The organism is Pseudocolwellia sp. G5-9, from assembly GCF_055808995.1.
Genome location: NZ_CM147893.1, coordinates 2,051,470 through 2,077,808 on the forward strand (window position 1 = coordinate 2,051,470; position 26,339 = coordinate 2,077,808).

General features: G+C 35.1%; 25 protein-coding genes. 7 read left to right on the forward strand and 18 right to left on the reverse strand.

The window, feature by feature from the left end; genetic code table 11:
- Positions 1-71: 71 nt before the first annotated feature.
- Positions 72-1,004: a bifunctional riboflavin kinase/FAD synthetase gene (gene ribF, locus AC0L5Q_RS08750; protein ID WP_473617455.1), complete on the reverse strand. Its 933-nt coding sequence runs from the start codon at positions 1,002-1,004 to the stop codon at positions 72-74.
- A 151-nt stretch (positions 1,005-1,155) separates the two neighbouring features.
- On the reverse strand, positions 1,156-2,724 hold the full coding sequence (gene murJ, locus AC0L5Q_RS08755; protein WP_473617458.1) for a murein biosynthesis integral membrane protein MurJ: 1,569 nt from the start codon (positions 2,722-2,724) through the stop codon (positions 1,156-1,158).
- 268 nt (positions 2,725-2,992) lie between these two features.
- Between murJ and rpsT the strand changes: the two genes are divergently transcribed.
- Positions 2,993-3,253: a 30S ribosomal protein S20 gene (gene rpsT, locus AC0L5Q_RS08760; RefSeq protein WP_076420193.1), complete on the forward strand. Its 261-nt coding sequence runs from the start codon at positions 2,993-2,995 to the stop codon at positions 3,251-3,253.
- A gap of 175 nt (positions 3,254-3,428) precedes the next feature.
- On the opposite strand, the gene AC0L5Q_RS08765 is transcribed toward rpsT, so the two are convergent.
- The 4 genes from AC0L5Q_RS08765 to AC0L5Q_RS08780 form a co-directional block, all read right to left on the reverse strand.
- Entirely contained in the window at positions 3,429-3,875 is a 447-nt protein-coding gene (locus tag AC0L5Q_RS08765) for a DUF3010 family protein (RefSeq protein ID WP_473617462.1), read from the reverse strand.
- A gap of 340 nt (positions 3,876-4,215) precedes the next feature.
- Positions 4,216-5,001: a DUF2884 family protein gene (locus tag AC0L5Q_RS08770; RefSeq protein WP_473617466.1), complete on the reverse strand. Its 786-nt coding sequence runs from the start codon at positions 4,999-5,001 to the stop codon at positions 4,216-4,218.
- A gap of 354 nt (positions 5,002-5,355) precedes the next feature.
- Complete coding sequence (locus AC0L5Q_RS08775) at positions 5,356-5,562, reverse strand: cold-shock protein (protein ID WP_070376065.1); 207 nt, start codon at positions 5,560-5,562, stop codon at positions 5,356-5,358.
- 608 nt (positions 5,563-6,170) lie between these two features.
- Entirely contained in the window at positions 6,171-6,692 is a 522-nt protein-coding gene (locus AC0L5Q_RS08780) for an RNA methyltransferase (RefSeq protein WP_473617471.1), read from the reverse strand.
- 226 nt (positions 6,693-6,918) lie between these two features.
- Between AC0L5Q_RS08780 and AC0L5Q_RS08785 the strand changes: the two genes are divergently transcribed.
- Positions 6,919-7,659, forward strand: a complete 741-nt coding sequence (locus tag AC0L5Q_RS08785) for a DUF748 domain-containing protein (protein ID WP_473617474.1) — start codon at positions 6,919-6,921, stop codon at positions 7,657-7,659.
- Positions 7,660-7,735: 76 nt separating this feature from the next.
- Positions 7,736-8,335, forward strand: coding sequence for a hypothetical protein (locus tag AC0L5Q_RS08790; RefSeq protein WP_473617476.1), 600 nt, complete (start codon positions 7,736-7,738; stop codon positions 8,333-8,335).
- A 3-nt stretch (positions 8,336-8,338) separates the two neighbouring features.
- Here the strand turns inward: AC0L5Q_RS08790 and AC0L5Q_RS08795 are convergent, their stop codons facing one another.
- The 10 genes from AC0L5Q_RS08795 to iscX form a co-directional block, all read right to left on the reverse strand.
- A complete protein-coding gene (locus AC0L5Q_RS08795) occupies positions 8,339-8,845 on the reverse strand; it encodes a thioredoxin family protein (RefSeq protein ID WP_473617477.1) in 507 nt (168 codons plus the stop codon).
- Between the two features lie 31 nt (positions 8,846-8,876).
- Positions 8,877-10,013, reverse strand: a complete 1,137-nt coding sequence (gene tyrA / locus AC0L5Q_RS08800) for a bifunctional chorismate mutase/prephenate dehydrogenase (RefSeq protein ID WP_473617479.1) — start codon at positions 10,011-10,013, stop codon at positions 8,877-8,879.
- A gap of 45 nt (positions 10,014-10,058) precedes the next feature.
- Entirely contained in the window at positions 10,059-11,129 is a 1,071-nt protein-coding gene (locus tag AC0L5Q_RS08805) for a 3-deoxy-7-phosphoheptulonate synthase (protein WP_473618275.1), read from the reverse strand.
- 265 nt (positions 11,130-11,394) lie between these two features.
- Positions 11,395-13,341: an acetate--CoA ligase gene (gene acs / locus AC0L5Q_RS08810; protein WP_473617482.1), complete on the reverse strand. Its 1,947-nt coding sequence runs from the start codon at positions 13,339-13,341 to the stop codon at positions 11,395-11,397.
- A gap of 190 nt (positions 13,342-13,531) precedes the next feature.
- On the reverse strand, positions 13,532-13,885 hold the full coding sequence (gene rplS, locus AC0L5Q_RS08815) for a 50S ribosomal protein L19 (protein ID WP_077341269.1): 354 nt from the start codon (positions 13,883-13,885) through the stop codon (positions 13,532-13,534).
- Positions 13,886-13,897: 12 nt separating this feature from the next.
- On the reverse strand, positions 13,898-14,680 hold the full coding sequence (trmD, locus tag AC0L5Q_RS08820; RefSeq protein ID WP_473617486.1) for a tRNA (guanosine(37)-N1)-methyltransferase TrmD: 783 nt from the start codon (positions 14,678-14,680) through the stop codon (positions 13,898-13,900).
- A gap of 30 nt (positions 14,681-14,710) precedes the next feature.
- Entirely contained in the window at positions 14,711-15,244 is a 534-nt protein-coding gene (rimM, locus tag AC0L5Q_RS08825; RefSeq protein WP_473618276.1) for a ribosome maturation factor RimM, read from the reverse strand.
- A gap of 26 nt (positions 15,245-15,270) precedes the next feature.
- Positions 15,271-15,519 carry a 30S ribosomal protein S16 gene (gene rpsP / locus AC0L5Q_RS08830; RefSeq protein WP_076420269.1) on the reverse strand — a complete coding sequence of 83 codons (249 nt, stop codon included), beginning with the start codon at positions 15,517-15,519 and terminating at the stop codon, positions 15,271-15,273.
- A 245-nt stretch (positions 15,520-15,764) separates the two neighbouring features.
- On the reverse strand, positions 15,765-17,456 hold the full coding sequence (locus AC0L5Q_RS08835; RefSeq protein WP_473617488.1) for an NAD-dependent malic enzyme: 1,692 nt from the start codon (positions 17,454-17,456) through the stop codon (positions 15,765-15,767).
- Between the two features lie 131 nt (positions 17,457-17,587).
- Positions 17,588-17,788, reverse strand: coding sequence for a Fe-S cluster assembly protein IscX (gene iscX / locus AC0L5Q_RS08840; protein WP_473617490.1), 201 nt, complete (start codon positions 17,786-17,788; stop codon positions 17,588-17,590).
- A gap of 224 nt (positions 17,789-18,012) precedes the next feature.
- On the opposite strand from iscX, the gene AC0L5Q_RS08845 reads away from it, so the two are divergent.
- The 4 genes from AC0L5Q_RS08845 (at position 18,013) to AC0L5Q_RS08860 (ending at position 23,133) form a co-directional block, all read left to right on the forward strand.
- Positions 18,013-18,258 carry a DUF2164 domain-containing protein gene (locus tag AC0L5Q_RS08845; RefSeq protein ID WP_473617493.1) on the forward strand — a complete coding sequence of 82 codons (246 nt, stop codon included), beginning with the start codon at positions 18,013-18,015 and terminating at the stop codon, positions 18,256-18,258.
- Positions 18,259-18,360: 102 nt separating this feature from the next.
- Positions 18,361-19,566, forward strand: coding sequence for an NnrS family protein (locus tag AC0L5Q_RS08850; RefSeq protein ID WP_473617497.1), 1,206 nt, complete (start codon positions 18,361-18,363; stop codon positions 19,564-19,566).
- Between the two features lie 95 nt (positions 19,567-19,661).
- On the forward strand, positions 19,662-20,615 hold the full coding sequence (locus tag AC0L5Q_RS08855) for a D-2-hydroxyacid dehydrogenase (RefSeq protein WP_473617501.1): 954 nt from the start codon (positions 19,662-19,664) through the stop codon (positions 20,613-20,615).
- A gap of 118 nt (positions 20,616-20,733) precedes the next feature.
- Complete coding sequence (locus AC0L5Q_RS08860) at positions 20,734-23,133, forward strand: Ig-like domain-containing protein (protein ID WP_473617504.1); 2,400 nt, start codon at positions 20,734-20,736, stop codon at positions 23,131-23,133.
- A gap of 81 nt (positions 23,134-23,214) precedes the next feature.
- Here the strand turns inward: AC0L5Q_RS08860 and AC0L5Q_RS08865 are convergent, their stop codons facing one another.
- Complete coding sequence (locus AC0L5Q_RS08865; protein WP_473617508.1) at positions 23,215-24,759, reverse strand: aminotransferase class V-fold PLP-dependent enzyme; 1,545 nt, start codon at positions 24,757-24,759, stop codon at positions 23,215-23,217.
- Between the two features lie 319 nt (positions 24,760-25,078).
- Positions 25,079-26,335, reverse strand: a complete 1,257-nt coding sequence (moeA, locus tag AC0L5Q_RS08870; RefSeq protein WP_473617512.1) for a molybdopterin molybdotransferase MoeA — start codon at positions 26,333-26,335, stop codon at positions 25,079-25,081.
- Positions 26,336-26,339: the final 4 nt, after the last annotated feature.

The following is a 26,339-nucleotide window of genomic DNA, read 5'->3' on the forward strand; positions in this document are numbered from 1 at the left end:
TTTTAGTTAACGCCCAATCATTACGTTGCAGCAGTTAATATTAAAAATTTAATAATATGTTGCGATTCACTCTATGTACTTAACTCAGCCACGTATTGAGACGCTAGTGCGCTATCAATCGTTATTTGATTTGTTAAGGCAGAAAGAGAATCAAATTTCATTTCTTTTCTTAATTTTTTCAGTAACACCACTTCAATTGTTTGACCATATAGATCAGAGTCAAAATCAAAAATGTGTACTTCAAGCTGTTGTCTTATACCTGAAACTGTAGGTCTCGACCCTATATTGGCAACACCAAAAAACAACCCGACATTCGTTTTTACTTTAACAACATATACCCCATTTACAGGTGATACACGCCTTTTCAATTTTACATTAGCCGTAGGAAAACCTAACTGACGCCCTCTTTTGTCACCATGAAAAACTCGACCTATTATAGAATAAGGCCTACCAAGCATAACTTCTGCTTGTTCTAAATTATCGGCTTCAAGTGCTTGGCGAATTTCAGTACTACTGATCCTTTGATCTAATATTTTGTAACTTGCCGTATCAGACACATTAAAGTGAGATGTTTTTCCAGCCTTACGTAACATTTCATAATTACCTTTTCGATTTTTACCAAATCGAAAATCGTCGCCTACAATCAAACTTTTAATGCCTAATTTGTTAACTAGCAACTCCTTAATGAAGTTCTCAGCTGACTGTGTTGCAAATTTAGCATTAAAATTAACACAAATTAAACGCTCCACACCTAACGACTTTAATAATGTATATTTATCCCTTAGCCTACATAATCTCGCTGGTGCAGTCTCTGGAGAGAATAATTCTTGAGGCTGAGGTTCAAAAACCATAACCGCAGCTGCACAGTTAAGCTCTTTCGCTTGTTTAATTAACGCATGTATAACTTGCTTATGTCCTAAATGAACGCCATCAAAATTCCCTATCGTTAGCACGCAGCCATGATGTTCTGGTTGTATATTATGAATACCGCGTATTAACTGCATTTATTAAGGAAACCTTTTTTACTAAACTTTTGCTAGACTTTATTTATATTCAAGGAAAAACCGACGAATTATATATTACTCAACCATAAGAATCAGCACCTGAACGCAATTTCATCAAATTTATTTACGATTAGCTGTAGTTAACCTATAGCTAAGTATGCACTTTAATATCCTTCGTTCTTATACCCAATACAACAATAGATATAAAATAACTGCTCACTCCTAACCCGATACACATACCAAGCTGAATAAGTTGTTCTAATTTAGTCATACTTAACCATTCTATGAACGGAGGCGAAATAACATAAACCACTCCCCCCATAATTCCAGCTGAAATCATAATACGGGCCATAAACCACCACGCACATTTAGTTAAGCTAAAGACATCTTGTTTTTTTAATCCACGATACAACAGAAACGCATTTAATGAGGCTGACATGGTTGTAGCTATAGCTAACCCCACATATCCAAAGAAAGGTGCCAACATTACATTAAATGCCATGTTAGCTACCATAGCTTTAATACCAATAATTACTGGAGTTTTAGTATCTTGTCTTGCGTAATAAGCAGGAGCTAAAATTTTAATAAACATAAAGCTTATTAGTCCTGATAAATAAGCAAAAAGTGCATATGATACATTCATTACAGTTTGTTCAGAAAATTCTCCTCGCATAAACAAAACCATTACAATAGGCTGAGCCAACACCATTAAGCCAGCCAAAGCAGGCCAGCCAAATAAAGACACTATTTTAAGTCCCCACTCAACCGTACTTTTAAATTCTTGTGAATTTTGTTTGGCGTGTAATTTAGATAAACTAGGCAAAATTACCGTTGCTATGCCAATACCAAATAACCCCAAAGGAAACTCTAAAAGTCTATCCGCATAATATAACCAACTAATCGATCCTGTAACTAATACACTCGCTATTAATGTATCAAGCAATAGATTGATTTGTGTAACCGACACGCCAAATAATGCAGGTACAATCAATTTTCTAATTTTAGTTACACCTTCAGCTTTCCATGCCCACTTAGGCTTAACTAAAGCTCCAGCTTGTATTAAAAAAGGTATTTGAAATAAAAATTGAACAACACCGCCTATAAATACGCCAATAGCAAGTGCATAAGCAGGGTTAGGCATCGACGAAGAAAGAAATAAAGCACAACAGATAATACAAACATTAAGTAAAACAGGCGTAAAAGACGAAACAGCAAACTTGCCAACAGTATTCAAAATCGCCCCAGCTAAAGCTGTAAAACTTACAAAAAACAAATAAGGAAACGTAATTTTCAATAAAATTGAAGCTAATTCAAATTGTTCAGCTTTAGGTCCATCATGTAACCAATCCCAAAACCAGCCAAAGCCAAACAAAATAACAAATACAGGAGATGCAATCACACCAACAAGTGTAACTAAAGTAACTAAAACGCCTAAAGTACCTGACACTTGTGCGATAAGTTGCCGTGTTTCAAGCCCCAATTTATCGCCGTCTTTTGCATGATATTCGCTTAAAACAGGTACAAAGGCTTGAGCAAAAGCACCTTCGGCAAATAATCTCCGTAAAAAGTTAGGGATCTTATTTGCAAAAAAGAATACGTCTGCCGCAACACCAGCCCCCATAACATTTGCAATAACAACATCTCTTATTAAACCTAACACTCGAGAAACGAGTGTCATAATGCTAACAATCAATCCTGATTTTATGAGTTTTTTACTCAAAATTTATTTCCTACACCGCGATTTATAATAATTCAAGGTAAGTACTTATTATGCGTTTTTTTAATAAGCAGAAACAAGCGTTTAAATTAACTTAAACACCTATTTCAAAAAGTATATGGTAAAATAGGTATTCACCCCTTTCGTTTAGTTTTCAATTTAAACCTAAATATTAAAAATTAAAGCGAAAGGGTTTGACAAACGCCTTTAAAACAGGCATATTTCGTCGCCTTAAATCTAGGCAATATTTATTCAATTTTAGGAGTTCACCTTGGCTAACTCAAAGTCTGCTAAGAAGCGCGCAGTACAATCTGAAAAGCGCCGTCAACACAATGCAAGCCGTCGCTCAATGATGCGCACATTACTTAAAAAAGTAATTGGTGCTATCGAAGCCGGTGACAAAGATACAGCAACTAAAGAATTTGCTGCTGCAACACCAATTTTAGATCGTTACGCAAGTAAAGGTCTTATCCATAAAAATAAAGCTGCTCGTAGCAAAAGTCGTTTAAACGCTGCTATTAAAGCTCTTTAATTTTTATAAAGACTTTAAAAAACCGACATTTGTCGGTTTTTTTATATCTAAAATTTACTTATCTTACGCAAAGTAAAAGTTATAATTTAAAGAGCAATAGTTAGCTAGACAAAGCTTAGTAATAAAAAAGGAAGCTAAAAAGCTCCCTTTCAAATTTATATATTTAAATTAAAAGTTAAATACTATTAGGTCTATAAGCTGATTGTTCAAAATAAGAAAAAACGGTTTCAAATGCGCTTTCTTGATATTGCTTTAAACCAGTATCCCTAAAGTCTATATCAACCTGACTTTTCGCCAATGACTTTTTAACAGCACTACCCGCAATAATTTCAACAGGCAAGTCTTGAATAAGTTGGATAGCAGCTTCTAATTTAAAACCAACAGGTCCACCAGAAAACTTTCCTTTTAATGCTCGACCACGAATAACCACTTTATCAACTTTATAATCTTCCATTAACTTAGCAAATGTAAATTGGAAAGCTCGTACTTGTTCAGCATCCCCTGCATCTGCGATTGCTATTTTCTGTACTCGTATACTTGGAATATCATACAATCCATTTTCTCGCGACATAATACAAACAATCGCGTCATTACCTTTTAATTCAACACCACATATCTTCATGTAAAAAAACCTCATTTATCTAATGAGGTCATTATAAAGTACTTTTCCTTTTGGTGCAGTTTCTTATACAAAAATATAGAGTCAAAGAAATAGGTAAATAAACTCATCTTCAATTTAACTTAAATAGTTAACCTCAACTCGGGTTAATGAATGTTAGATAATGAATTAAAATTCTTATTTATCAAAACTTTAATCTGTATCGTTGTTTTCCTAAGTTATATTAGTCTCTCAACATTGATATTTTTGTGTATAACAAGGCGAATTTTTCTATCTAATAGCTAGCTATTAGTAATAAATTCAACGAAGTTAGGCATAAAAATAGCTTGTTGAGTAACTTTGCTTATCCCGAGCTGAGGTTAGTTAATATATTGATGTCTTCAAGTTGTTCAATTTCCTCTTTTAGTTTTTCTTCTAACTGATCAATTTTAGCAACAGCATTGCATAAGCTTGTCGCACGTTTTTCAATTTCTGCCCCACGAGCTTCCATCTCAGTTTCTATTTTCTTGCCAAACATTTCCATTTTAGCATCAAAAGAATCCACACCTTCACTAGAAAACAGTAACTCTTGCCCTAAAGCAATCATAATGCTCCCAATAGATTTTTGAACAGTTTGTTCTACTACACTTTCAATTCTTTTTTCAAAATTTTCACCGAAAAAGTCATCTCCAACAAAACCATCTTCGTCAAAATGAACCGTTTTATTAGCAGAAAAATTTTGATCAATTTCATAACTAATCGCCTCAAAGTGACCTGTTAAATCGTGACTTAATGAATTATCTGGCCCTAACAATTCAGTAAATGCCAAATTAACACCATCAGAAGCTAAGGTAATAGCATCTGTAGCTAAAACCTTTATTTGTGGTAACAGCGCACGTATTTCATTAGAGTAACTAGAAACGAGTTTTTGCTGACTTGTGTTTAATGATATTTCTTTATTATTAACGATAAGTATATTGTCATTAACTATTTTATATAAAGGCTCCTTTTTGTATGAAAACTCAATTTCCGCTGGAGAAATACGAACACCGCCTTTTACGTCAAAATCACAAGTATCGTTACCAAAAGAAGAGCCATGAGCAAAAACATTAGAACTTACTAAAATAATACCTGTTAATAATATTTTCATAATTTAATACCTAATAATATCGTTAGAATTAACCAGAACATTACAAGTCTAATGCCAAAAATTAAATTAAGTATTTTCAACATGTTAGTTTAATTAAATTTATAAAAACAAAAAAACAACACATGCCTTAGCGTAATACACTAAAATATAGCTATTTTAATCAATTCGTTTTTACTATTTTATGTGCTTAATAGGTAAACAGTAGAAGTATTATTTAATGGAAAGAATAAAGATGGGATAAGCGCTAAATTTAAATAGAGGAGTAGTATAAAATGAACAAGCAGACATAAAAAAGGCAAGAATAATCTTGCCTCTTATACGCTTTATTAATAACCGAACGAATCGGCAATTAAATTAAAGTGCTTGAATGTTTTCTGCTTGAGGACCTTTTTGTCCTTGAGTAACAGTAAACTGAACTTTTTGACCTTCAGCTAAAGTTTTGAAACCGTCGCCAGAGATAGCACTAAAGTGTGCAAACACGTCTGGACCTGATTCTTGCTCAATAAAACCAAAACCTTTAGATTCATTAAACCATTTTACTGTACCAGTAGTAGTAGACATTGTATATCCTATTCTTTTTAAGAGTAATTTTTTTGCCCCAACATTAGGGCGGTGTTGCTGGAAGTGAAGCTATTACTTATTAAACAGGACGAGCTACTAAATATAACATCGAAACGGCGTACATAAATATAGGTATTACTTTCAAGCTAAAAACATTCTAGCTGAATAATATGGTTAGTCAAGTAGTTTTGTTTATATATACCCGTTATCATTCAAGATGCAGGTTTCAGTGGGAACTAAAAACAATTTAGGCACAGATTTCATATTCCAGACGAAATCTAAGGTCTACATCCATGTATGCAAGGCATTAAGTTTACGTCATGGTTATTCTCGGTAACTGCTCCTGCGTTACCCTAATGTCCTACATCCATGTAGGAACCTGACTAGAGTTAATAACGAAACATAAATTGTTTTTAGACCCATCAAAGAAGCGCTTGAGCAAAATCACTTCATCAACAATGCTTTTTATAAGGGAGCAACCATTATTACAAAGCATTGCCTTGAATTGATATCGCTCAAACACTCTGAAATAGCCTCTTGATTGGTAACGGGTATAAAAATAAGCGACTTACTATTCGTTGTAATGTATTGGCTAATAGTCAGTCTATTTAGCGTACTACTTTTGTGCGATTATTTTTATCTCGGCTATTTACAATTAATTCATCTCCTATCTGAAAATCATTTAACTTCACCATTCGATCGTATAACACTACATTTACAGTTGCAGCTAAATTCATACAGCCAACAGTTGGTATATAAACAGTTGCATCAGCTTTATTAATAATGGATTGAGATATAGTGCCGTCTTCAGGCCCGAACACATAAATCGCGTTACTAGGATGTTTGAAGTATGGCAGAGGAATAGCCCCTTCGACTAAATCAACACAAACTACTTTCATACCATTAGACATAGCTTCGGTTACTTCATCTACAGCGATTAAAGGTATTTTATCTTTTATGTTTTTAGTATCAGTATTAAATTTTGCCGCATGTTCGTAACGTTTTCCGGTATAATAAACTTTATCTACTTGATAACATCCTGCAGCACGCATTACTGCACCTACATTGGTAGGACTCTTCGGGTTTATTAACCCAACCTCTACTTTATAACTTAATTCTAAATTGCTCATGAACTACAACAGACTATTAAACATTGTGGAGCATTATAAAGAATTAATTTTTCTAATAAACTAAATCACAGCTTTAGATCTAGTTATCAATTATTTTTATATTTTTCAGCTCATACATCTATTAACTTTACAGGTATTTTTTATATGGTAGATGATTTATAATTTTCGTTAATATAGAGATACTCTCTGTATTTTCTATTCATTTTTTACACATTAAGGATTATTCGTGAATAAATTAGCCTCTTTCGTTATTATTATTTTATTATTTTGTGGCGGCGCATTATGGTTTTTAGCAAGCGGCTCACTAGATGACTTTATTAAACAACAAATAGAAAGCCAAGGAAGTAAAATTACTAACCAGACAGTACTGGTTAAAAATGTTGAGATGAAGCTGGTAAAAGGTTCTGGTGCTATAAATGGCTTTAGTTTAAGTAATCCAAAACAATACAAGTATCCATATGCTTTTTCTTTTGAAACTGTTTTATTAGATATTAATATTAAAAGCCTAACTGAAGACCCTATCGTTATTGATGAAATTAGAATTAATAACCCACAGGCTTTTGTTGAACTAACCCAAAATGGTAGTGCCAATTTATCAGACATATTAGATGATATAGAAAAAAACCTTCCAAAAAACGAAGAAGAAGTTCAACAACCTGAGAGCTCATCACAAAAAGAACCTAACATTCGCGTAAGTAAACTTATTCTAGCTGGCACAAATCTATCGCTAGATTTATCAGCGTTAGGTAATAAAGAGCACCAAATTACCCTACCAGACATTAACTTAACAAATATAGGCGGAGATAATGGCTTACCAGCGAGTTTGTTAGGTGCAGAAATAGCAAAACAAGCTTTATCTTCAATATGGAAACAAGCTAAAACTGAACAAAAACGAAAAATTAAAGATAAAATTAAAAACAAACTAAAAGAAAAAGCATTAGATAAATTAGGCAACTTTTTAAATTAATAACAAAATCTTTTTATTAACGTTATGATAAGTTTAATAGTATGATAAAAATAAGAACAAATAAAAGGGATTAAATATGTCAAATTCAAGCAATATATTACCGAAATCCATCGGTATATTAGCCTTACTTACTACCTCAACAATGGCAACTCAATTTGAAGTAACTCCTTACGTAGGGAGTATGTCTAGTTCCGATTTAACTGTTCCAAATACGAGTACTTCTATATCTGTTGATAGTGCAACCCACTTTGGGGTTGGTGTAGCTTGGCAAGAATCACCTAATGGACAAGGACAAATACTTGTAAATTATGCAAGCCATGACTTTAAGTTTGGTGAAGATAATCAAACAAGTTCTGTTGACGTATTGTATGCTCATTTTAGTGGTGTAGCGCTATTCAGACAAAAAGGCTACATAACAACAGTATCCGTAGGTTTAGGTGCCGCACGCTTTAGTGGTGATGGAGGAAGTGAAATATCACCTTCTTTTACAGCTGCTATAGGCACTCGATATGAAATATCTAAAGAAGCAGCTATAGTAACTGAATTAAGAGGTTATGCTAGTTTAATGCAAGATGGTGAGACTTTATTTTGTAAAACTGATATTTGTGCGGCAGAATACGACGATACCCCATGGATAGACACAAGTGTTTCTATCGGATTTTCTTATAAATTTTAATTCTTAATCAATCACTTTTAACGAATTAACATACATAGCAGTAATATCTTCGATAAAATTCTGAGTAGGTCGTTCAATAATACGACCTATCTCTTTCTCCTCTATAAAAACAACAAACGTTGGCGTATATTTTATACTGTTATTTTTAGCTAAATATTGAGGATCTTTCTTATCAATATCTAAAGCAATAAGTTGAAATGTCACATTTTGATTATTATCTAAAATAGAAAGTATTCTAGGCACCTCTCTTTGACTATCGTGACACCAAGTCCCAAAATATATATCAATATGTAAGTTGCTCGGCCAATCCTTAATCTGTAGTTTTTCTTTTTCTGTCACTGAAAAAGCCTGATAACCTTCGTTAAATAACACTTCATTCATCAATAAGTTATCTTTAGTGATCACGCCAGAAACAATATTATCTGATGTTGAGGCTCCACTAGTACAAGAGGCTACCAACATAAAACCTATTAACATAATAACTTTTGAAGTATGGCAAAAACCTAGCATATTGTTTACCTATTGAAGATTAACCCAAATGTTATTTCTTTAATTCATTTGCTTTAAGTAACATAGATTTACTTTCTTTTAAAAAAGCGCCCGCATAATCTCCAAACCAATCGGAGACCTGATTAAACATATTAACGAAAGACTCTTTGTCTCCTGTTTCTACATCTTCAAGTAACTCTAAAAATCGATAAGCAAAACGTTTCATCATATCAATATTATCCGAATTAGAAAAAATAATATCGCTATACAACACAGGGCTTTGCGCAAACAAACGTCCTACCATAATAAGTTCTAATCGATAAATAGGCGAACTCATTTCCACTAACTGCGCTATGTCAGCGCCTTCTGTCATTAAATGATATCCATAAGCGATAGTTGAAAAATGTCTCATAACTTGTACCATAGCCATAGCTTGGTCATGAGCGGCTGCCTCTACAGCATATATTTTGGCACCCCAAATTTTTATTTGTTCTAGAAGCCATTGATAGCTTTCAGGAGAGCGCCCTTCACACGCAATAACGGTTTGTTTTACTAAGCTGGTAACATCAGGCCCAAACATTGGGTGTAAACCAACAACAGGACCTTTATGCACTTTAAGCATTTCGTATAAAGGTGATTCTTTTACGCTAGTAACATCAGCTAAAATACATTCTTCTGGCAAGTCGTTAAGCTTTTGAATAATAGATGTTGTTAAACGAATAGGTACTGCAACAATAACAACACTTGCACCACTCAATATGTTGGTGCTGTTAGGCCAGTCTTCTTGCTCTATAACTTCTACCTGGTAATTAGAACGAGTAAATAAGTCGACAAAAATTTTGCCTAATTGCCCCCTCCCACCTATTACAACAATTTTTTTACAGGTAGGATTTACACATAAATAACCACTCGCATCTTGACTAAGGTACGAATCGCTCATTAAACGACGGAGCACATCCTCAATAACATCGGGGTTTAAGCCAGCATCTTGCGCTTGTTGCCTACGTTTAGAAAGTAAGGCTTCTTCACGCTCAGGAGCATAAATAGGCATACCTACTTCACTTTTAAGCTCACCAACCTTAGTGGTAACCGTACGTCGCTTTTTTAATAAATCAACTAACTGACAATCAATATCATCAATTTCATCTCTTAATACTGCAAGCTTTTGATCAAATACTATTTTTTCCATTGGTGTCTCATCAATGTACGGTTAATATTTTAAATATAAAATTTATTAAGCAATACGTGCTTTTAAAACAGTTTGTAATTTTTCATCTGCTGTTGATATCAATTCTTTTGTTGTGGCTAAATCAATACAAGCGTCAGTTATAGAAACACCATAAGCACGTTCAGCAATAGGAATACTATCGCTCTGGTTACCTGCGTTCAGGTGACTTTCAAGCATAATACCAATAATTGACTTATTACCATCAACTATTTGATCAAAAACATCATTTGCGACGATTGGCTGACGTGAATAATCTTTGCTTGAATTACCGTGAGAACAATCCACAACAATGCCGGGCTCTAAACCATGATTAGCTAATTCTTGTTCACATAAAGCAACATCTTCAGCGCCATAATTAGGTTTTTTACCGCCACGTAAAATAACATGTCCATCTGGGTTGCCTGATGTTTTAATCAACGCCACTTGGCCTTGTGTATTAATACCCATAAAGCGATGTGATGATGCTGCTGATTGCATTGCATTAATGGCTACATCTAAACTACCTTTAGTGCCATTTTTGAAACCAATTGGCATAGACAAGCCTGAAGCCATTTCTCTATGAGTTTGAGATTCAGTTGTTCTTGCACCAATTGCAGACCAACTAAATAACTCAGCTAAATATTGTGGGCTAATAGGATCTAATGCTTCAGTTGCTAAAGGTAGTCCTAATTCAGTTAAGTAAATGAGTAACTCTCTTGCCTTTCTTAAGCCTGATTCAACATCGAATGATCCATCCATATGAGGATCATTAATTAAACCTTTCCAACCAACTGTTGTTCTTGGTTTTTCAAAGTAGACTCTCATTACTATGTATAATGTGTCTTTATATTCTTCATGAAGTTTTTTAAGTTCGCGAGCATATTCTTTTGCTGCATCAACATCATGCACAGAACATGGACCACTAATAATTAATAAACGGCTATCTTTTTTATGAATGATATCAGCAATAACATTTCTTGCTTGCTGTACAAACACTCGACCCGCTTCAGGTAAAGGCAATTCATCTCTTAAAGCTTGAGGAGTAATAAGTACTTCTTCAGCATTTACATGAATATCGTTTAAACGACTTTTTTTAATTTCTGTATTTATTTCTTGTGTCATAACTCTCGCCTTATCATAGGTAATTAAATAAGAATAAATCAATTAGTCATACTCAAATGTAATAGTAAAAAGCCAGAATAGTTATAAAATCAATCAAAACCCTTACAAATACAAACTGTAAACTTTTATTTACTCAATTTGTATTAAATATTTTACACATATTTTATGGTCAGGTACATAGAACAAACAAAAAAAAAGCACCTAAAAGGTGCTTATTCATTACAAAACTGTAAAGATTTTATTATTCACCATGAATAATTCGCTTATCTATTAGGTTTTCTACTACAGTAGGGTCCGCTAATGTAGATGTATCACCTAATGTATCAAGATCATTTTCTGCTATTTTACGTAAAATTCTTCTCATAATTTTACCTGAGCGGGTTTTGGGTAATCCCGGCGCATATTGAATATAATCAGGCTTTGCAAAACGTCCAAGCTCATTTGCGACAAACTCTGTAAGTTCTCCGATGAGCTCATTTGATTCTGTCGCATTTTTCATTAAAGAAACATATGCATAAATCCCCTGCCCTTTAATTTCATGCGGGTAACCCACAACTGCAGCTTCAGCTACAGCAGGATGAAGTACTAGCGCACTTTCAATTTCAGCAGTACCTAATCGATGACCTGATACATTAAGCACATCGTCTACTCGCCCTGTTATCCAGTAATAACCATCTTTATCACGTTTAGCACCATCACCTGTAAAGTAATTTCCGGGGTATTGCCCTAAATAGGTATCATAAAAACGTTTATGATCACCATAAACACTTCTTAATTGTCCGGGCCAACTACCTGTCATCACAAGTAAACCACTATTTTCACCTTCTAATGTATTTGCTTCTTTATCAAAAAGAGCAGGTTTAACACCAAAAAACGGCTTACCTGCTGCACCCGGTTTCATATCCACAGCACCAGGTAAGGAAGTAATTAAAATTCCGCCAGTTTCTGTTTGCCACCAAGTATCAACAATCGGACAAGTAGACTTACCCACGACTTCATAATACCAATGCCAAGCTTCTGGATTAATTGGCTCGCCTACCGTACCTAATAATCGTAACGATGAAAGATCGGCCTTTTCAACTAGATCATCACCTACACTCATTAATGCTCTAATCGCAGTAGGAGCGGTATAAAAAATATTAACTTTATGTTTTTCACATACTTGCCAAAATCGACCAGCATCTGGATAAGTAGGAATTCCTTCAAACATCAATGTGGTTGCACCATTTGCTAATGGCCCATAAAAAATATAAGAATGTCCTGTGATCCAACCAGCGTCTGCTGTACACCAATATATTTCGCCATCTTTGTAATCAAAAACATATTTGTGTGTCATGGCAGCATATAACAAATAACCACCGCAAGTATGAAGTACTCCTTTTGGTGTTCCTGTTGAACCTGATGTATATAAAATGAAGAGAGGATCTTCAGCATCCATGATTTCTGGCTGACACGTAGCAGGTAGGTTCTTTATTTCTGTGGCGTAATCTACATCAATACGATTATTCCACGTAATTTCTCCACCGGTACGCTTAACAACAATAACGGAATGTACATTTGGGCATTCTGTTATGGCTGCATCGACGTTTGACTTCAATGGAATTGCTCTACCACCACGTAAGCTCTCATCTGCCGTTATGACCACTTTACAGTCGGCATCTTGAATACGTGCTTTAATTGATTCCGTTGAAAAACCACCAAAGACTACAGAGTGCACAGCACCAATTCTTGCACAAGCTAACATCGCATAGCTCACTTCGGGGATCATAGGCATATAAATACAAACTCTATCGCCTTTTTTAACGCCTCTGGCTTTTAATAAATTAGCAAAACGACATACATGATCATGCAGTTGTTGATAACTAATGTGGTCATCTTCACTTGGATCGTCACCTTCAAAAATAATCGCGGTATCGTTAGCTTTAGTGGCTAAATGTCGATCGATACAATTATAAGAAACATTTAATTTACCACCTGAAAACCACTTTATATCGGCCGTTTTTAAATCAACATCAGATACGCTATCCCAAGGTTGGTACCAATCTAAAAATTTTTCTGCTTGCTCTGCCCAAAAAACATCAGGTTGTTCAATAGATTGCTTATACATTTCGTTGTAAGTTGCGCTATCAATATGGGTGTGCTGTTTAGCACTTTCTAAGATAGGGTAAATAGCTTTCAGTTCTTGCATGTGCATACCTTTATTTTTTAATTTTAATGCTGAAATTTTTTAGTATCACAAAGCTTATATGAAAAGGAAGGAAAAGGTAACGGGTATATATTGATATTATAAAATGATGAGTTATAAAAACAAAAAACCTGTGTAGTTTCCTACACAGGTTTTATTCAAGCTAATAGATAATTTTTTAACTACTAAAAAATTACTTTTTACCCAATTTTTCTTTGATACGTGCAGAGCGACCTGAACGTTCACGAAGATAGTAAAGTTTAGCTTGACGAACATCACCGCGACGTTTGATTTCAATTGAATCAACGATAGGGCTATGTGTCTGGAATACACGTTCTACACCAACACCGTTAGATATTTTACGAACAGTGAATGCAGAGTTGATGCCACGGTTTTTTATAGCAATAACTACGCCTTCAAATGCTTGTAGACGAGATTTATCACCTTCTGTAACTTTTACTTGTACAACAACAGTATCACCTGGTGAATATGCTGGTACATCTTTTTTCATTTGCTCAGCTTCAAGCTGTTTAATAATATTACTCATAATACCTTCTTCCTAGGGTTCACAGTCATCAACAATTTTTTCACCACTTTTAATTAAAAGTAAGTGTTTTTCTTGTTCCGCTGTCAGAGCTAGGTTAGTTAATAGTTCTGGTCTTCTGTTCCACGTTCTTTCCAAAGACTTAAATTGACGCCACTGTTCAATGCGCTTGTGATCACCACTTAACAACACTTTTGGTACTGATTTTTCTCCCAAAGAAGAGGTATTCAATACTTCTGGCCTTGTGTAATGTGGACAATCTAATAAACCTTCAGAAAATGAATCCTGTTCGGCTGATTGTTCGTGTCCTAATACACCAGGTACAAAGCGTGCTATAGCATCGATTACATTCATGGCAGGTAATTCTCCACCACTTAACACGTAATCACCAACAGACCATTCTTCGTCGATATCCGACTCAATTAGTCTCTCGTCTATGCCTTCATAACGTCCTGCTATAAATATCAGTCGGTCATGTTGTGATAATTCGCGTACGCCAGCTTGATCTAATTTACGTCCTTGCGGAGATAAATAAATAACCTTTGCCTTCTCTTTATGAGAAGTACCATCAACATCTGCTGCAGCGCGTGCAGCAATAATGGCATCTCGTAATGGTTGAACCATCATCAGCATTCCTGGACCACCGCCGTAAGGTCGATCGTCAACAGTGCGATGTTTATCATGCGTAAAATCACGAGGATTCCACGTATGAAAGTCAATCAAACCATTACGAATTGCTCGGCCTGTTACTCCATACTTAGTGATAGCATCAAACATTTCTGGAAAAAGGCTTATCACCCCTATCCATAATTTGCAGTTACTCACAAGTTAAAAACCTGGATCCCAGTCAACACAAATTTGTTTATTTTCCAAACTAACTGACTCTACAACTTGCTCAAATAAGTAAGGGATTAACCTTTCTTTTTTGCCAAATCCGTCATTTAGATTAGCTTTTACAACAAGTACGTCGTTAGCGCCCGTCTCCATAACATCAGAAACTCTACCAAGGTTATAACCTTCAGTAGTCACAACAGTCATACCAATTAAGTCACGCCAATAAAACTCCCCTTCAGGTAGTTCAGGTAGCGCTTTTTCATTAACAATTATTTCAGATCCTACATATGCTTGCGCAATATCTCGGTCATCAACATTTGCAACTTTGACAATAAGTGAATTACTGTGTCGACGCCAATCAGTTATTTCCACTAATTGCGTTTTATTCCCTAATTTTAAAGACCAAGGAAAATAGTCTAAAATGGCTTCTTGGTCATCAGTAAATGAATGGATTTTCAACCAACCTTTGATACCGTAAACAGCGCCTACTTTACCTAAGATGATTTCTTTACCTAATTCTTCCACAATCGACTCCTAAAACCTTCTAAGTATAATTAAGCTGCTACTTGAGCATCTTTAACTAACTTAGCTACACGATCAGATAAACCAGCACCTTGACCAACCCAATGGTTGATACGATCTAGATCTAAGCGTAATTTCTCAGCTTGACCTTGTGCTGTTGGGTTGAAGAAACCAACTTTCTCGATGAAACGACCATCGCGAGAGTTACGGCTATCTGCAACTACAACCTGATAAAATGGACGCTTTTTAGCGCCACCACGAGCTAAACGAATGGTAACCATATCGCCCTCTATTATATTAAGTGTTAAAACGGATTTTCCAGACACTTCCGCCACCATATGTGACAGAAAAGCTCGCGTATTCTACGCTTTTGAATAGAAAATGCAAACGATATCTAGCTTGAAAGTAAAAACTTGCTGATAAATGAACTGTGAACGATTTATATACCCGTTATCGCTCAAGCACTCTAAAATAGCCTCTTGATTGGTAACAGGTATATATCAGCAAATATGGGCAATTAACCTTTTTAAGTGCTAATTCTTTTATATTGACGGTATTCAGGGTTCCAAAAATTACGATCAATTTTTGCCAATAACATTTCGTCATTTATTTCTAATGCTAGACCCTGCTTGTAAGCCACTTTAGCCACAGCAAAGGCTATTTTTTTACTAAGCTGTGCAATAGAAGTTAAAGGCGGCAACAATTCGCCTTTTCCTGTATTGGCTAAAGGAGATTCATTAGCTAACATTTCACTGGCTACCATTAACATTTCATCAGTTACTCGACTAATATTTGCAGCAACAACACCTAAACCTAAACCTGGGAATATATAGCTATTATTACATTGAGGGATTGGGTAAGTTTTCCCTTGAAAATTGACCGGGTTAAAAGGGCTACCTGTAGCAATAATTACTTCACCATCACACCATTCAATAACATCAATAGGTTTTGCTTCAACTTGTTTTATAGGGTTACTTAATGGAAAAATAATAGGTAAGCCACAATGTGACTTCATTGTTTTTATAAGTTCTTCAGTAAATAAACCTGCAACACCAGAAACACCGATTAATACATCGGGTTTTGCATTATTTACAACGTCTAATAATGAAGGGATTTCATTATTTATATCCCAATCACTTATGTTAGATAAAGACTGACAAAGCATACTTTGAAAATCTCTTAAACCTTCCATGCCTTCTATTAACAACCCTGAACGATCAACCATATAGATTTGACTTCGAGCTTGTTCAGGTGAAGCTCCTTCACTGATCATTTGAGTTATTATTTGTTCTGCAATACCACAACCTGCAGAGCCAGAACCAACAAAAACGACCTTTTGTTCGGAAAGTTTAGCGCCTTTTGCTCTACAAGCAGCAAGCAAAGAGCCTACTGTTACACAAGCAGTTCCTTGAATATCATCATTAAAACAACATATTTCGTCACGATATTTCGTTAACAATGGCATCGCATTAGGTTGGGCAAAGTCTTCAAATTGAAGTAATACATGCGGCCAACGACGCTTAACCGCAGTTATAAACATATCAACAAATTCATTATATTCTGCTTGCCCTATACGTTTATGGCGGCGCCCCATATACATAGGATCAGCTAATAGCTTTTCATTATTTGTTCCAACATCAAGCATTACAGGCAATGTATAAGCAGGGCTAATACCACCACACGCGGTATACAATGAAAGCTTACCAATAGGTATTCCCATACCACCAATACCTTGGTCACCTAAACCTAAAATTCTTTCGCCGTCAGTTACTACGATAACTTTAACTTTATTTTTAGTTGCATTACGCAGAATATCGTCCATGTTATGACGCTCTTCGTAAGAGATAAATAAACCTCTTGAGCTTCTATATATATCTGAAAATTGCTCACACGCATCACCTACTGTAGGTGTATAAATAATAGGCATCATTTCAGCTAAATGAGCTTGAACAAGCTTATAAAATAATGTTTCGTTATTGTCGTGAATCGCTCTTAAATAAATGTGTTTATTTAAATCTTCATCAAAACTTTTGTATTGCATATAAGCACGTTCAACTTGTTCATCAATAGTTTCGTAGCGCGGCGGTAAAAGCCCTGTTAAATTAAAGTTTACACGTTCTTCAGAAGTAAAAGCGCTACCTTTATTCAATAAAGGGGTTTCTAATAACGAAGGTCCTGCATAAGGTATATATAATGGATGTTTTTTGTTGTTGGTCATAATAATTTAGTAACTTTTATAGTTTTATATAGCTATGTGAATAATGAATATTCACGAGTTTCGTGCAGGCTAACACAAGTCTTATTAAAGATTAATAAAACTTGTTGTAAAACCAGAAAATAATAGAAAAATTAATCAACTTCTGACAGCCATGCTAATTGAATGGCTTCCAACACCCTTTCGCCGCAATGTTCTGGATCATCATCAAAGTTTTCTAAAGCTAAAACCCATTGACTTAATTGTGTAAAATTAAGTTTCATAGGATCGGCATCAGGGTGTTCTTCCATGAGGTCTAGTGCTATATCTAACGAATCTGTCCAACGGTATCCCATATTTCCACCTTACTTATTAGAAATTTATTAACAAATGAAACCACAATGCATCGGCAAGTAGCATTAATATCAACCATAAAAGAATCATTCGTGCTTTTTTACAATACTGGCATTGCGTATGCCACCAAGCAAACCAATTTTTTTTCATTATTTTCAAACATCAACATTCTACTAATTGTTATTATAACAGTTACAGTTAAATAATAAGCTAAGGTTTGAATATTATGTCTACTATTGAATTTTCATTACAACAAAAAGAACAAATAATCATTAAATTACAAAAATATTTTTTGAAAGAATTAGACAGTGAATTGGAGCAATTTGATGCCGATTTTCTTTTAGACTTTATAGCTAAAGAAATGGGTGTTTTCTTCTATAATAAAGGGCTGTACGACGCTCAAGCAATTTTAAATGAAAAACTAGACACCATATCAGACGCTATTTATGAAATTGAGCAACCCATTCCATAATACCTACTTAACAAAACCTTTAAATAAAAATTGATTTGAGGCAAATATTCCTCCCTTGATCAGGAGTACACTGAATGAAAATAAACAATAACGTAGACTACTATGCTTCAAATTACCGATCCTGAAAAAGAGCAAAAAACGCTCCCATTATTAAGATTAGGCTTTCGCCCTTTTTTCTTATTTGGTTCTGTTTTTTCGGTTGTAGCCATGATTTTATGGTTATTCATGTTGAAAGGTAGCCTATCGCTATCACCATTAGGTGGAATGCAGTGGTGGCACATTCATGAAATGACCTTTGGTTTTGGCTGTGCGATTACTGTAGGTTTCTTACTAACAGCCGTTCAAACATGGACGGGGATTAAAGGAGTACAAGGCACTCCATTACTCTTATTATTTATTTTATGGATGCTTGGGCGAGTTTTTGTTTTATTTCCTCATATTTTAGGGGGTTCTTTATCATCAATAATAGATATAAGCTTCCTCCCAATATCCGCTTATATGCTAGGCAAGCCTATTATTGCGATAAAACAATATCGAAACTTATTTTTCGTTCCCTTATTATTATTGTTTACTCTCGCTAATATAACGATGCACTTATCTTTAAGTTACCCAGAAACATTCTCGTATCAACTATCAAGTTATACAGGCATCATATTGATTGTATTGTTGATGTCGGTTATATCAGGTCGAGTTGTCCCTATGTTTACTGCGAATGGTACTAAAACACCTAAAGCGGATCCTTCTCCTGTTTTAGATAAATTAACAAATATTCCGTTAGCTCTTGCGATGTTTATGTTGTTGCTTCATCCGCTAATAACTTTTAATACCTTAGTCTTTGGTAGTTTGTTAACTTTTTCTGGCATATTTCAAACGCTTCGTTGGTTGAAATGGAAACCTTACCGAACACTTAACGTTCCTTTAGTTTGGGCCCTTCACAGTGGATTAATGTTTATTTCTTTTGGACTAATTTTATTAGGACTAAGCTACATACTCATTGAATTACCAAGTAATCACATTTGGCACTTAATCACTATTGGAGGAATTGGTGGACTTATAATCGCAATGATAACACGTGTTTCATTAGGTCATACTGGAAGACCATTAATAGCTCCTAAAACAATACCACTCGCTTATTTTCTTATAATTGTTGCAACTATAATAAGAGTATTTGCTCCGTGGATATGGCCTGAAAGTACCGTAATATTTATTGATATAAGTGGTTTTTTATGGATTTTGTCCTTTACGCTTTTTATCTATCATTATATGCCAATCCTTCTATCCGCTAGAGCAGATAATAAATCAGGGTAAATTGTTCAATACGGATATTTAATCCCTAAGTCTATTGAGAATATAACGGCGACTCCGTATGCTAATAATCAAATAACATACGGAATAGCCTTCAAATGTACGCAGTTTTTCTTGATAAAAAAACCTTCAACGCCTCTAGTTCAACAGTAAATATAAGCAAACAAGTCAATAAACTTGTTTGTTACGATACAACAGCAACAGAATATATTATTGAGCGGTGTATAAACGCAGATATTATCATTACCAATAAAGTTGTTTTATCTGAAAGTACTTTAGAGCAACTACCTCAACTTAAATTAATTTGCATCACAGCAACAGGAACAAACAATGTAGACTTAAAAGCCGCAGCTCGACTAAACATTGCTGTAACTAATGTTGCTGGTTATGCAAAGCAATCAGTTGCTCAATATGTATTTGCACAAATACTTGAGTACTATAATCAAACTACGCATCACCACCATAATGTAGAAAATGGTTTATGGTCTAAAAGCGATACCTTTTGTGTATTAGGGAATCCAATAACTGAAATAGCTAACAAAACATTAGGTATTATTGGTTATGGTGACTTAGGAGAGAGCGTTGAAAAAATAGCATTAGCGTTTGGTATGAACATCCTTATCGCTGAGCGTAATGATGCTAAACATATTAGAGAAAACAGACATTCTTTTGAATATGTATGTAAACATGCTGATATTATCAGCTTACATTGTCCACACGTTCCAAGTACTGAACACCTAATTAATACGCATTCGCTTACGCTAATGAAACCTTCTGCGATGTTAATTAATACAGCAAGAGGCGCTATAATAGACAACTCTGCCCTGCTTTATGCATTAAATAATAAAACGATTGCTTATGCAGTTTTAGATGTACTTGACTGTGAGCCTCCACCATCTAACCACATATTATTGAACAACCCTCCTGAAAATTTAAAAGTTACAGCACATATTGCTTGGGCAAGTAATGAAGCACAATCACGACTATTAGATTTAGTTGCACAAAACATAAAAGCCTTTATTAATAATAAACGAGTAAATCGTGTAGATTAGCCCTAACAAAAACCCGCTAATTTGTTAAAAGGTTCTTTATATTCATGGACTTTTAACGAAATGACTTTTATTCTTATTAATAAGCGAAATTATTGTATTCCATTAGGGTATTTCTAACATGAAAACACTTTTTACCTCTTTACTGTTACTCAGTTTATTTATTCTTACGGGGTGCAATGGTAGCTCTGGCGAAAATGAGGAAGTTGTTAGCGGCTCTGATGTCGTAGTTTCAAATCTAACACTTACCAGTTTAAATAAAGAACTTGAATCACAACAGAGCTTTGAAAGTAACTCATCTATCACACTGCAAGCAAAGGTATTAGATCAAAATGGTGACGCTGTTAGTGGTAAACGTGTCAATTTCACTGTTGATTTAGGAAGCCTATCGGTTCCTTCAAAACTAACCGACAGCTCTGGTATTGCAGAAGTTTCTATTTCAAATAACTTAGCAAGCTTAAGTGCAGGTACAGCATCTGCAACTATTGATGATTTATCCGCCAGTATTGATTATGAATATATAAGCAGCTCTTCAGAAGTTATTTCATCAGCCTCCTTAAGTGTTCAAATGCTAGTGAATGGAGCTTTAACCAATAGATTTAAAGCGGATGAAAGTGCTCAAGTTATAGCAACTCTTCTTGATGAAAATGGAGACCCTTTTAGTAATCAACTTATTAATATAAGTGCTGATGTTGGTGAATTAACCTCAACGACTGCATTAACAACCGTAAGTGGCAATGCCTCTTTCTCTATAACAGGAGGCACTTCTTTAGGTGCTGGTGTTATTACACTTTCTTTAGCCGATGATACGAGCGTTAATAGCCACTTAAATTATGAGATAGTTTCTGCAGACGCCACCATAGAAGATAATGTTCGCTTAGGTTATTTCAACGATAGTAATGAGTTTATTGAAGGCAAAATTAAATTATCTATCAGTGATAACACTATCAGTGCAGGTGGAACTTTAGGGGTTTCAGTTGTACTGGTAGATAGTCAAAACCAAAGGATTAATACTCCCACACCTATATCTTTTTCATCTAACTGTGTATCAAATGAAAATGCCGTTATCGATACTACCGTATTTAGTATTAAAGGCAGTGCCAGTGCCACATATGAGGATATTAAATGTGCCGGTATAAATGGTACTGAAGATGTAATTGTCGCTACAGTTACAACAAACGGTATAACAAGTACAGCTTCTGAAACTATCGACATTACAGGTGAACAACTTGGTTCTATTGAATTTTTATCTGCGTTGCCTAACTCTATTGTATTAAAAGGCAGTGGTGGTCAAGAAACCTCTATTTTAACTTTTGTCGTAAAAAGCGCTTTAGGTAATGTTGTTGCTCAACAAGAAGTTAATTTTACTTTAGATACAATCGTTGGTGGTATTAGCTTAGGTCGAGTGTCAGGTCTAACTAATAGCCAAGGGCAAATCACCACACAGGTATTATCTGGAACGGTTCCTACAACGGCGAGCGTTACAGCAAAAGCGACTAGAATTATTGATGGTGAAGAAGTATCAATTCAAACTCAATCAAAAGAATTAAGTATAAACACAGGGTTAGCAGAACAAAGTTCGATTACCATTGCTCCCAGCATTATCAATCCAGAAGCCAGCACTACAGGTGCGACATCACAAATTTCAGTTTGGCTAGCTGACAGCTTTAATAATCCTGTGCCTGATGGAACTCCTGCTAACTTTACAACTGAAGGTGGCACCATAGAAAGTCAATGTTTAACTGTAAATGGTACTTGTTCAGTTGAATGGCGTGCTACAGAGCCTTATTTAGATGATCATCGTTCAACTATTCTGGTTACTGCCGATGGACATGAAACGTTTTACGATACGAACGGTAATAACACCTTTGACGATGACGATGGTTTAGCTATAACTGATCCTAATGTATCTTCGGGGTTAGGTAGACGCGCACCTGAAGCTTCAGGCTTTATCGATATGTCTGAAGCATGGCGTGACGATAATGAAAACGGCGTTAAAGATGATAACGAAACCAAGTTTTTTGATGCCGATGGCGATGGGGATTTCTCTGATGCTGATGAAATGTTTAATGGTCCACAATGCGAAGGGAGTTTATGTAATTCAAGTGCCAAAATAGCTACCATCCGTAAAGCATTTGTTTTAATAATGTCTGATGCTAATAATCCCATTTATGAATTAACAGGCAACGGACAAACTTATGCGAGCAATAGCCAAGCTGATGTTCAAATAGAACCAATTGCTGATGGTGAATCACGCTCTTTTAACTTTAAATTTGCCGATAGTGCTATGCAAACACTACCTAAAGATAGTGTTATTTCAGTAGAGTTTACTGGTGGGACAATCAATGGTACTACAAACTACACAGTAGGTAACACTCGTAGTGCGGGATTTAAATCTATCGACTTTATCTTAAAAAATGAACTTGATGGTGAACCAGAACTAGCTACCTTATCAATTACTATTTCAACACCAGGAACGGGTAATAAAATATACTTTAGCCAATTAATTTCAATGCTTTAATATAGTTGATAAATTAACTTAATGAACACAAAAAAGGCGAATAATGATATTCGCCTTTACTTTATCTATTTATCTTTAAACTTACCTAAACATTTTCTTTAAAAAAGATCCCTTTTTATGTTCACTGGTTGTGCTTGCTAACGGTAAATTCATACACGGTTCAGGCAATGGTTCAAATGAAGATAAGGTTGGAAACTTCAAATCTTCATGCTTATATTCAAAGTCACCTAACGCTGGATTGAAACGATAGCCAATACTCCATTGATCAATATTTTGAGATACCTGATTAATGGCATTAATAATATAATCAACTTCTTCATCTAACATCGTTGGGTGAAAAGAAGCTCTAATCCAGCCGGGCTTTTCAGCATAATCACCTGAATCAATTTGTTGAGTAATTTTATCCGATGTATCATGATCAACATTTAATAAAATATGACCATAAGTTCCTGCACAAGAGCACCCACCTCGTGTTTGCACACCAAACTTATCATTTAATAATCTCACCACTAAATTGTAATGAGCATTAGGAATGTAAAAAGAAACAATAGCCAACCTATCTTTAATACTAGGTTCTAACATAACGACACGATCATTTTTGGCTAATGCATCCATCACCTTCTCAGTAATCTCAGTTTCACGCTTAGCTATATTTTCTACTCCCATAGCGTCTTTCAATTGAATCGCTAACGCTGTTTTTATACATTGTAAAAATCCGGGAGTGCCACCATCTTCACGTACTTCAATATTACTAAAAAAACTATGTGCGCCCCATGGATTTGTCCACGTAACCGTTCCACCACCGGGATGATCCGGTACTTTATTTTTGTACAGCTGTTTATTAAAAATTAAGACTCCAGAGCTACCCGGCCCGCCTAAAAATTTATGCGGTGAGAAAAAAATAGCATCTAAACATTGTTTAGAATTTGATGGGTGCATATCAATATCAACATAGGGAGCTGAAGCAGCAAAATCGACAAAACAAAAACCATTATATTCGTGCATTTTTTCTGCTAATTGATAATAAGGAGTTTTAATGCCAGTTACATTTGAACAAGCAGAGAACGAACCTATTTTTACTTTGCGTGCACTGTACTGCTGTAATAAAGCGTCTAAATGCTCAATAGAAGGTAAGCCGTTCTCATCAGGATTAACGATTTCAAGTGTTACATCACATTCATACCACGATGTTTGATTAGAATGATGTTCCATATGAGTAATAAAAATAACAGGCTTGTCTTGCTCATCAAAAGACACTTGGTTTTGCATTCTTTCAGGAATTCGTAACCCTAAAATACGTTGAAACTTATTTACTACATCGGTCATCCCCGCACCCGATGTAATTAAAATGTCGTTATCACAAGCATTTACATGTTTTTTAATAATGCCTTGAGCCTCATGATAAGCATGAGTCATGGCACTACCTGTTAAGTTGGTTTCAGTATGAGTGTTAGCAACATAAGGTCCTAAAGTATGGGTAATGTAATCTTCGATTGGTTGATACAAGCGTCCACTTGCCGTCCAATCTGCATAAATAATATCAAGATCAGTCCCATGGATACGATGAGATAACTCAGTTCCAATGACGTGCTTTCTAAAAGGTAAAAAATAATTTTCGAGTGACATGAGCGTACAACCATCAAATAAACATTATGTAAATTCTAACAAATAAGAGATTAACAGCAATTAAAAACCACGTAACCAACAAAACTCGCAATTTAAATCTAAAAATAAAAACAAATAACATTTTAAATTCTAATAAGACAGAATAAATATTAAATAATAAAAACGATATTCTATGAATTATCAATAACTGAAATAACGTTTCTAGAACAAGCTATTTAAGAGAGAAAGAGGAGGAAAAAATTAAGATATTCTAAAAAAGAAAGTGAATGAGAGATGGTATATACCATCTCACTAGTTAATGATAAATTAATACGGAACTTTAATGATTAATGATTGAATCAAACAACTGCACAGTAACAAGGTCGCCCGCTTGTAAGTTGCTCTGCTCTGCGGGTAAAACAATATAACAATTCGCTTTTGCTAAACTGGTTAATACACCAGAACCTTGATTACCCGTACTGGTAACTAGCATTTCACCTTTATTATTTGTGCTTAGAATACCTCTCTGAAAATCCATTCTACCAGGTGCTTTTCGAATATCCGTAAGCGTTTTTACTGTCAATTTTACAGGTGCCGCATTGATGCAATTTTGCATTTTAGCTAAAGCAGGAACCGCCAGCATATGCGCCGTTACCGTCGCTGATACAGGATTACCCGGTAAGCCAAAAAACACACTATTGGGTAATTTTCCAAAAGCAAAAGGCTTACCAGGCTTCATAGCTATTTTCCAAAAACTAATATCACCAAGTTCATCCAGTACCTCTTTTGTATAATCAGCATCACCTACTGACACACCACCAGAAGAAAAAATAGCGTCTGCCTCTTTATCGGCTTTTATAAATGCATCGGCAATAGCTGCTTTATCATCTTTAATAACACCTAATTTCAATACATTAATATTCATTTTTTCGAGCATTGCTGCAAGAGTAAAACTGTTACTCTCAAAAATATCGCCTTCGGTTAATGCTTCCCCCGGCAATTTAAGTTCATCACCTGTAGAAATAAGCGCAACCGTGAGTTTTCTAAATACAGTAACCGTTGGAACACCTAAAGACGCTAAAACACCAACATCGATAGCTGATAATTTTCTTCCTTTTTCAAACACCACCTGATCTTGCTTAATATCTTCGCCTGCATACCTAACATGACTGCCCGCTTTTTTTGGTTCTAAAAACTGAACCATTTGAACCTGTTTTTCTATATCATCAGCTACTAGGCAATTTTCTTGCATTTCAACGGTATCGCAACCTTTAGGCATTTTTGCCCCTGTCATAATACGAATGCATTCCCCTGTTAAACATTCACCTTGAAAAGGTTCGCCAGCCATAGAACGCCCAGCAAGCTTTAATTTGTCTGATGTTTCTAAGCTACTATGAGCAAAAGCATATCCATCCATCGCTGAATTATGGTGAGGCGGAACATTTAACGGACTCGTTATAGGTTGTGAAACAACTCGACCCACAGCCTCTTCAATTAAAACCTGTTCTGTTTCCTGTACTGATGAAACATTAGCTAACATATTTGTTAAGGCTTGTTCAAAAGGCAATAAGCCTGGCGCTGAGCAACAATCAACCATAGTA

Excerpts from the sequence above, each read along its gene's own strand:
- rpsP (WP_076420269.1), bottom strand. The coding sequence starts at position 15,519 with ATGGTTACCATTCGTTTAGCTCGTGGTGGCGCTAAAAAGCGTCCATTT.
- acs (WP_473617482.1), bottom strand. The coding sequence starts at position 13,341 with ATGCAAGAACTGAAAGCTATTTACCCTATCTTAGAAAGTGCTAAACAG.
- ribF (WP_473617455.1), bottom strand. The coding sequence starts at position 1,004 with ATGCAGTTAATACGCGGTATTCATAATATACAACCAGAACATCATGGC.
- iscX (WP_473617490.1), bottom strand. The coding sequence starts at position 17,788 with ATGGGATACCGTTGGACAGATTCGTTAGATATAGCACTAGACCTCATG.
- AC0L5Q_RS08790 (WP_473617476.1), top strand. The coding sequence starts at position 7,736 with ATGTCAAATTCAAGCAATATATTACCGAAATCCATCGGTATATTAGCC.
- AC0L5Q_RS08865 (WP_473617508.1), bottom strand. The coding sequence starts at position 24,759 with ATGTCACTCGAAAATTATTTTTTACCTTTTAGAAAGCACGTCATTGGA.
- moeA (WP_473617512.1), bottom strand. The coding sequence starts at position 26,335 with ATGGTTGATTGTTGCTCAGCGCCAGGCTTATTGCCTTTTGAACAAGCC.
- AC0L5Q_RS08770 (WP_473617466.1), bottom strand. The coding sequence starts at position 5,001 with ATGAAAATATTATTAACAGGTATTATTTTAGTAAGTTCTAATGTTTTT.
- AC0L5Q_RS08850 (WP_473617497.1), top strand. The coding sequence starts at position 18,361 with ATGCTTCAAATTACCGATCCTGAAAAAGAGCAAAAAACGCTCCCATTA.
- AC0L5Q_RS08775 (WP_070376065.1), bottom strand. The coding sequence starts at position 5,562 with ATGTCTACTACTACTGGTACAGTAAAATGGTTTAATGAATCTAAAGGT.
- AC0L5Q_RS08765 (WP_473617462.1), bottom strand. The coding sequence starts at position 3,875 with ATGAAGATATGTGGTGTTGAATTAAAAGGTAATGACGCGATTGTTTGT.
- AC0L5Q_RS08855 (WP_473617501.1), top strand. The coding sequence starts at position 19,662 with ATGTACGCAGTTTTTCTTGATAAAAAAACCTTCAACGCCTCTAGTTCA.
- AC0L5Q_RS08780 (WP_473617471.1), bottom strand. The coding sequence starts at position 6,692 with ATGAGCAATTTAGAATTAAGTTATAAAGTAGAGGTTGGGTTAATAAAC.
- tyrA (WP_473617479.1), bottom strand. The coding sequence starts at position 10,013 with ATGGAAAAAATAGTATTTGATCAAAAGCTTGCAGTATTAAGAGATGAA.
- AC0L5Q_RS08860 (WP_473617504.1), top strand. The coding sequence starts at position 20,734 with ATGAAAACACTTTTTACCTCTTTACTGTTACTCAGTTTATTTATTCTT.
- rplS (WP_077341269.1), bottom strand. The coding sequence starts at position 13,885 with ATGAGTAATATTATTAAACAGCTTGAAGCTGAGCAAATGAAAAAAGAT.
- AC0L5Q_RS08835 (WP_473617488.1), bottom strand. The coding sequence starts at position 17,456 with ATGACCAACAACAAAAAACATCCATTATATATACCTTATGCAGGACCT.
- AC0L5Q_RS08845 (WP_473617493.1), top strand. The coding sequence starts at position 18,013 with ATGTCTACTATTGAATTTTCATTACAACAAAAAGAACAAATAATCATT.
- AC0L5Q_RS08795 (WP_473617477.1), bottom strand. The coding sequence starts at position 8,845 with ATGCTAGGTTTTTGCCATACTTCAAAAGTTATTATGTTAATAGGTTTT.